6 protein-coding genes are annotated in these 6,825 nt (G+C 62.4%); 5 read left to right on the forward strand and 1 reads right to left on the reverse strand.

All coding sequences use genetic code 11. From position 1 onward, the window contains the following. Positions 1 to 122 precede the first annotated feature (122 nt). Positions 123 to 722, reverse strand: a complete 600-nt coding sequence (locus tag ACODSV_RS35605) for a helix-turn-helix domain-containing protein (RefSeq protein WP_041161149.1) — start codon at positions 720 to 722, stop codon at positions 123 to 125. Between the two features lie 282 nt (positions 723 to 1,004). Between ACODSV_RS35605 and glnT the strand changes: the two genes are divergently transcribed. From glnT to ACODSV_RS35630, 5 genes are all read left to right on the forward strand, one after another. Continuing rightward, a complete protein-coding gene (glnT, locus tag ACODSV_RS35610) occupies positions 1,005 to 2,339 on the forward strand; it encodes a type III glutamate--ammonia ligase (RefSeq protein ID WP_024074677.1) in 1,335 nt (444 codons plus the stop codon). 22 nt (positions 2,340 to 2,361) lie between these two features. Beyond that, entirely contained in the window at positions 2,362 to 3,267 is a 906-nt protein-coding gene (locus ACODSV_RS35615) for a class II glutamine amidotransferase (protein WP_069075686.1), read from the forward strand. An 11-nt stretch (positions 3,268 to 3,278) separates the two neighbouring features. Then, positions 3,279 to 3,953, forward strand: a complete 675-nt coding sequence (locus tag ACODSV_RS35620) for a GltB/FmdC/FwdC-like GXGXG domain-containing protein (protein ID WP_024074679.1) — start codon at positions 3,279 to 3,281, stop codon at positions 3,951 to 3,953. A 14-nt stretch (positions 3,954 to 3,967) separates the two neighbouring features. Then, positions 3,968 to 5,290 carry an FMN-binding glutamate synthase family protein gene (locus ACODSV_RS35625; protein ID WP_024074680.1) on the forward strand — a complete coding sequence of 441 codons (1,323 nt, stop codon included), beginning with the start codon at positions 3,968 to 3,970 and terminating at the stop codon, positions 5,288 to 5,290. Between the two features lie 136 nt (positions 5,291 to 5,426). Next, complete coding sequence (locus tag ACODSV_RS35630; RefSeq protein WP_041160897.1) at positions 5,427 to 6,752, forward strand: ammonium transporter; 1,326 nt, start codon at positions 5,427 to 5,429, stop codon at positions 6,750 to 6,752. Positions 6,753 to 6,825: the final 73 nt, after the last annotated feature.

Consider the following 6,825-nt stretch of genomic DNA (forward strand, 5'->3'; position numbering starts at 1 on the left):
GGTTACTTTGGGGCTCTTTTCCAAAGTGACCCGCCGTAAGGGCGGAACCGCCAGTGGCCGTTACCGCAGAAACGGATATGTACACGAAACCCCCACCCCCAAAATAACGGATATGCCCACGATCACTCCTTATCCCCCCCATAATTCATAATCGACAACAACCGAATCGGCACCCGCACCAACTCCTCCGGCCCATGAGGAATTTCCCCCTCAAACGTCAAGCTGTCCCCAGCCTCCATCCGATACAGCTGATTGCCATGCCGATAAATCAACTCCCCCTCCAGCAAATGCAAAAACTCCGTCCCCGGATGAGCAAAGGTCGGAAACTCCTCACTGGCGTCATCCATGCTCACCATGTACGCCTCGAAACTCTTCTTCGGCCCGCGCGTATGGTTGAGCAGGTGATAGGTATGCCCCTTCTCGGTCCCCCGGCGCACCACTTCCATGCCCTGGTCAGCCTTGACCAGCAAGGCGCTGCCATCCTGCTGGTCGTATTCGCTGAACAACTTCGATAACGGCAGCCCGAGCACATCGCACAGGCGGCTCAAGGTATCGAGGCTGGTGGACACCTGGGCGTTCTCAATCTTGCTCAACATGCCCTGGCTGATATCGGCAATCTTCGCCACGTCGGACAGCTTCAGGTCCTGGGCCTGGCGCTGGCGTTTGATCTGCAGCCCCAGGTATTGCTCGAGCTTGAGGCGCGGGGCGGTTTCGGTGGACATGATCATCGGCTCCTGCACGGTTTCCGTTCAGTAATATTATTTTCGCACTGGGAAAGTGCAAGGTCTGGCGCTTGAAGGCCACCCCGCTGTACGTATTCCTGCGGGGAAAAGAATTTTCCCATATATACAGCACAAAAGCGCTTTCACCGGCACATCAATCCGCCGCTCGCGAATCTGGCAAGGGTATTGCATTCCTGTTGGGAAACTAACTTTCTTTTTAGGAATAAAAAGACAGCCTAGGCCCACCCACACGGTTTTGCCTTTCGCGAGGAGTGACACGCAATGTTGCCAGCAGAAACCCAGCGCATCATCGACAAGCACGGGATCAAGTACGTGCTTGCGCAGTTTGTGGATATACACGGGGCAGCCAAGACCAAGTCGGTGCCGATCTGTGGGCTCAAGACCGTGGCCGAAGAGGGCGCGGGGTTCGCCGGGTTTGCCATCAGCGGCATGGGCATGGAGCCTCATGGCCCGGACTTCATGGCGCGCGGCGATCTCTCCACATTGACCCCGGTGCCCTGGCAGCCAGGTTATGGGCGCGTGGTGTGCGTCGGTCATGTCGACGGCCAGCCCCATCCCTACGACAGCCGCTACGTGTTGCAACAGCAGGTGCAGCGCCTGCAGGACAAGGGTTGGACGCTGAACACCGGCCTGGAACCCGAATTCAACCTGATGCGCCGCGACGAGCAGGGCAAGTTGCAACTGGTGGACCCCAGCGACAACCTCGACAAGCCTTGCTACGACTACAAGGGCCTGTCCCGTTCGCGGGTGTTCCTCGAGCGCCTGACCGAAGCCTTGCAGGCGGTGGATTTCGAGGTCTATCAAATCGACCACGAAGACGCCAACGGCCAGTTCGAGATCAACTACACCTACAGCGACGCCCTGACCTCGGCCGACCGTTTCACCTTCTTCCGCATGGCCGCCGGCGAGATCGCCAATGACCTGGGCATGATCTGTTCGTTCATGCCCAAGCCCGACCCGAAACGCGCCGGCAACGGCATGCATTTTCACCTGTCGATCAGCAGCGCCGAGAACAAAAACCTGTTCCATGACGCCAGCGATCCGAGCGGCATGGGCCTGTCGAAGCTCGCCTATCACTTCGCCGCCGGTTTGCTCGCCCATGGCCCGGCGCTGTGTGCGTTCGCCGCGCCCACGGTCAACTCGTACAAGCGCCTGGTGGTCGGCAACTCGTTGTCCGGCGCCACCTGGGCCCCGGCCTTTATTGCCTTTGGCGCCAACAACCGCTCGGCCATGGTGCGCGTGCCGTATGGCCGCCTGGAGTTCCGCCTGCCGGATGCCGGTTGCAACCCTTACCTGGTCAGCGCCGCGATCATCGCCGCGGGCCTGGACGGTATCGATCGCCAGTTGGAAATCGACCACGTCTGCAACGAAAACCTCTACAGCCTGAGCCTTGAGCAGATCGCTGAACGCGGCATCAAGACCCTGCCGCAATCCCTCAAGGAAGCCTGTGACGCGCTGGAAGCCGACGCGCTGTTCGCCGAAGTGCTTGGCCCGCAGATCGTGGGCGAGTTCATCAAGCTCAAGCGCATGGAGTGGGTGGAGTACAGCCGCCATGTGAGCGACTGGGAAATCCAGCGCTATACCGAATTTTTCTGACACCGTGTGACGGAGACTTGTTATGTGTGGAATCGTAGGCCTGTACCTGAAGAATCCGCGGCTGGAACCCCAGCTCGGCCAGCTGTTTGAACCCATGCTGCAAGCCATGACCGACCGTGGCCCGGACAGCGCCGGTTTTGCCATCTACGGCGATGAAGTCGCCGATGGCTGGGTCAAGCTGACCCTGCAAGCCACCACCGAAGCCTTCGATTGGAAAGGCTTGATGGGCGAGCTGGAAGGGCGCCTCGGCTGTTCCCTGGACTGGTTCCAGAACGCCAGCGCCGCCGTGTTGAAGATCCACGCCGACGAAGCCCCGGTGCGCCAGGCCCTGGCCGAACTGGCGCCGAGCGTACGCATCATGAGCGCCGGGCAGAGCATCGAGATCCTCAAGGGCATGGGCCTGCCCGAGGAGATTTCCCAGCGCTTCGGCCTGGCGAGCATGCAGGGCAGCCACATCATCGGCCACACGCGCATGGCCACCGAAAGTGCGGTGACCATGGAAGGCAGCCACCCGTTTTCCACCGGCGCCGACCTGTGCCTGGTGCACAACGGCTCGCTGTCCAACCACTTCCGCCTGCGCCAGGAACTCAAGCGCGAAGGTATCCATTTTGAAACCGACAACGACACCGAAGTCGCCGCCGGCTACCTGACCTGGCGCCTGCAACAGGGCGATTCGCTCAAAGAGGCGCTGGACCATTCCCTGGAAGACCTCGACGGCTTCTTCACCTTCGCCATCGGCACGCGCAACGGTTTTGCGGTGATCCGCGACCCGATTGCGTGCAAGCCGGCGATCCTCGCCGAGACCGACGACTACGTCGCCATGGCCTCCGAGTACCAGGCGCTGTCTAGCCTGCCAGGCATCGAGAACGCGCGGATCTGGGAGCCGGCACCGGCCACGTTGTACATCTGGGAACGCCAGTCGGCTTAAGGAGCGCACACATGAAAACCATCGATCTTTCCACCGCCACCGTGCGTGACCTCAACCAGGCGCTGCACGCCCAGGCCATCGACAACGAATGGCGCGTGATCCATTCCAACGGCAAGCACAACCTCGCGGTGGGCGTGAACCAAGCCGTGTCCATCGATATCGAGGGCCACGCCGGCTACTACTGCGCGGGCATGAACCAGCAGGCTTCGATCACCGTGCACGGCAATGTCGGCGTGGGCTGCGCCGAGAACATGATGTCCGGCTCGGTACGGGTCAAGGGCAGCGCCTCTCAGGCGGCCGGGGCCACGGCCCATGGCGGTTTGCTGGTGATCGAGGGCGACGCGGGCGCGCGTTGCGGGATTTCCATGAAGGGTATCGACATCGTCGTCGGCGGCAGCATCGGCCACATGAGCTGCTTCATGGGCCAGGCCGGGCGTCTGGTGGTGTGTGGCGATGCCGGCGATGCGCTGGGCGATTCGCTGTACGAAACCCACATCTACGTCAAAGGCACGGTGGAGTCCCTGGGCTCGGACTGCGTCGAAAAAGAGATGCGCAGCGAGCACCTCAAGGAGCTGCAAGAGCTGCTCGACCGCGCGGGTTTCGCCCACCAGGCGGCGGATTTCAAGCGCTACGGCTCGGCCCGTCAACTCTACAACTTCAAAGTCGATAACGCCTCCGCGTACTGATCAGGAGCTCCACCATGACTGAACAAACCCCTCCGGTCCTGCGCGAGTCGGCCACCTTCGACCGCCTGACCATCCAGGAAATCCAGCGCGCCGCCGAAACCGGCATCTACGACATTCGCGGCGGCGGCACCAAGCGCAAGCTGCCGCACTTCGATGACTTGCTGCTGCTTGGCGCCAGCGTGTCGCGCTACCCGCTGGAAGGCTATCGCGAGAAGTGTGGCACCGACGTGATCCTCGGCAACCGCTTCGCCAAGAAGCCGATCCACCTGAAGATCCCGGTGACCATCGCGGGCATGAGTTTCGGCGCGCTGTCGGCCAATGCCAAGGAAGCCCTGGGCCGTGGCGCGACCATCGCGGGCACCAGCACCACCACCGGTGACGGTGGCATGACCCCGGAAGAGCGTGGCCAGTCGCAGCATTTGGTCTATCAATATTTGCCGTCGCGCTACGGCATGAACCCGGATGATTTGCGCAAGGCCGACGCCATCGAGATCGTCCTCGGCCAGGGCGCCAAGCCCGGCGGTGGCGGCATGTTGCTGGGCATGAAGGTCACCGAACGCGTGGCCGGCATGCGCACCTTGCCCATCGGTGTGGACCAGCGCAGCGCCTGCCGCCACCCGGACTGGACCGGGCCGGATGACCTGGCGATCAAGATTGCCGAGCTGCGCGAAATCACCGATTGGGAAAAACCGATCTACGTGAAGATCGGCGCGAGCCGGCCGTATTACGACGTGAAGCTGGCGGTCAAGGCCGGTGCCGATGTGATCGTGCTCGACGGCATGCAAGGCGGCACCGCCGCGACCCAGGAAGTGTTTATCGAGCATGTGGGCATCCCGATTTTGTCGGCCATCCCGCAAGCGGTACAGGCTTTGCAAGAGATGGGCATGCATCGCAAGGTCCAGTTGATCGTGTCGGGCGGGATTCGCAACGGTGCCGACGTGGCCAAGGCCATGGCGATGGGCGCGGATGCGGTCGCCATTGGTACGGCGGCGCTGATTGCCCTGGGCGATAACCACCCGAGGCTGGACGCGGAACTGAAAAAGATCGGCTCGGCCGCCGGCTTCTACGACGACTGGCAGAACGGCCGCGACCCGGCCGGCATCACCACCCAGGACCCGGAGCTGTCCAAGCGCCTCGACCCGGTGGAAGGTGGGCGGCGGTTAGCCAACTACCTGCGGGTGATGGTGCTGGAGGCGCAGACCATGGCGCGTGCGTGCGGCAAGTCGCACTTGCACAACCTCGACCCCGAGGACCTGGTGGCGCTGACCGTGGAATCGGCCGCCATGGCCCGCGTGCCGCTGGCCGGGACCAGCTGGGTGCCGGGTTCGAGTTACTGAATTACCCCCCCTGTGGGAGCGAGCTTGCTCGCGAAGATCGTCAACGATAACGCTGGCACCCTGGATGAACGCGTTGCCTGGACGTTTTTCGCGAGCAAGCTCGCTCCTACACACTTCTGTTGCAGGAGCTTTGAACATGGTCAATCGTCTTCTCGGCAAATCCCTCTTCGGTTTATTCGCGGCCGGTGCCTTTGCACCCTTGGCGTACGCTGCTGATGCCCCCACCTTGAACACCGGCAGTACCGCCTGGATGGTCACCGCCGCCGTGCTGGTGCTGTTCATGTGCTTGCCGGGGCTCGCGTTGTTCTATGGCGGCCTGGTCCGCGCGAAAAACATGCTTTCGCTGTTCACCCAATGCTTTGGCATCGCCGGGTTGGTGGGCGTGCTGTGGGTGATCTACGGCTACAGCATGGTGGTCGACACCACCGGCATGGTCGAAGGGCAGGTGACCTTCAACAGTTTTGTCGGCGGCCTGAGCCGTGCCTTCCTGGCCGGCATGACCCCGGAGAGCCTGGTGGGGGATATTCCGGAAGGGGTCTTCGTGACCTTCCAGATGACCTTCGCCATCATCACCCCGGCCCTGATCGCGGGGGCCTTTGCCGAACGCATGAAATTCTCGGCGGCGCTGCTGTTCATGGCCATCTGGTTCACCCTGGTCTATGCCCCGGTGGCGCATATGGTCTGGGGCGGTTCGGGGGCCTTGATGCATAACTGGGGCGTGCTCGATTTTGCCGGCGGCACCGCCGTGCACATCAATGCCGGTGTGGCGGCACTCGCCGCGTGCCTGATCCTCGGCAAGCGCAAGGGCTACCAGAACACGCCGATGCCTGCGCATAACCTGAGCCTGACCATGGCCGGCGCGGCGATGCTCTGGGTCGGCTGGTTCGGCTTCAATATCGGCTCCGGCGGTGGCCTCAGCGGCACCTCGGGCATCGTCATGCTCAATACCCAACTGGGCGCGTGCGCCGGGATTCTCGGCTGGATGTTCACCGAGTGGTTCAAGGTCGGCAAACCCAGTGCCCTCGGCCTGGCCAGCGGTGCGTTGGCGGGCTTGGTGGGGATTACCCCGGCGTGCGCTTATGTGGGGGTGGGAGGGGCGTTGGCCATCGGTCTGCTGTGCGGGGTGTTCTGCTACTTGAGCGTGACGGTGTTGAAGCGCCGCTTCGGCTACGACGACAGTCTCGATGTGTTCGGCCTGCATGGCATCGGCGGCATGATCGGCGCGGTGTTGACTGGCGTGTTCTGTGTACCGTCCATGGGTGGCCTGGTGGAAGGTGTGACCATGGGAGGGCAGGTGGTTGCCCAGCTCAAGGGGGTGTTGTTGACCACGGTGTATTGCTTTGTGGTCAGTTGGATCATTCTCAAAGTGGTCAATGCCCTGGTCGGCTTGCGGGCCCATGAGTCGGTGGAAGAGATGGGCCTGGACCTGGCCGAGCACAACGAGCGCGCCTACAACCACTGAAGTAAACGCCGCTTAAAGTGTGGGAGGGGCGGTGCGACGATTCGACTTGCCCCCGATGGCGGCCTCTGGGCCG

The organism is Pseudomonas sp. FG86, assembly GCF_057808775.1.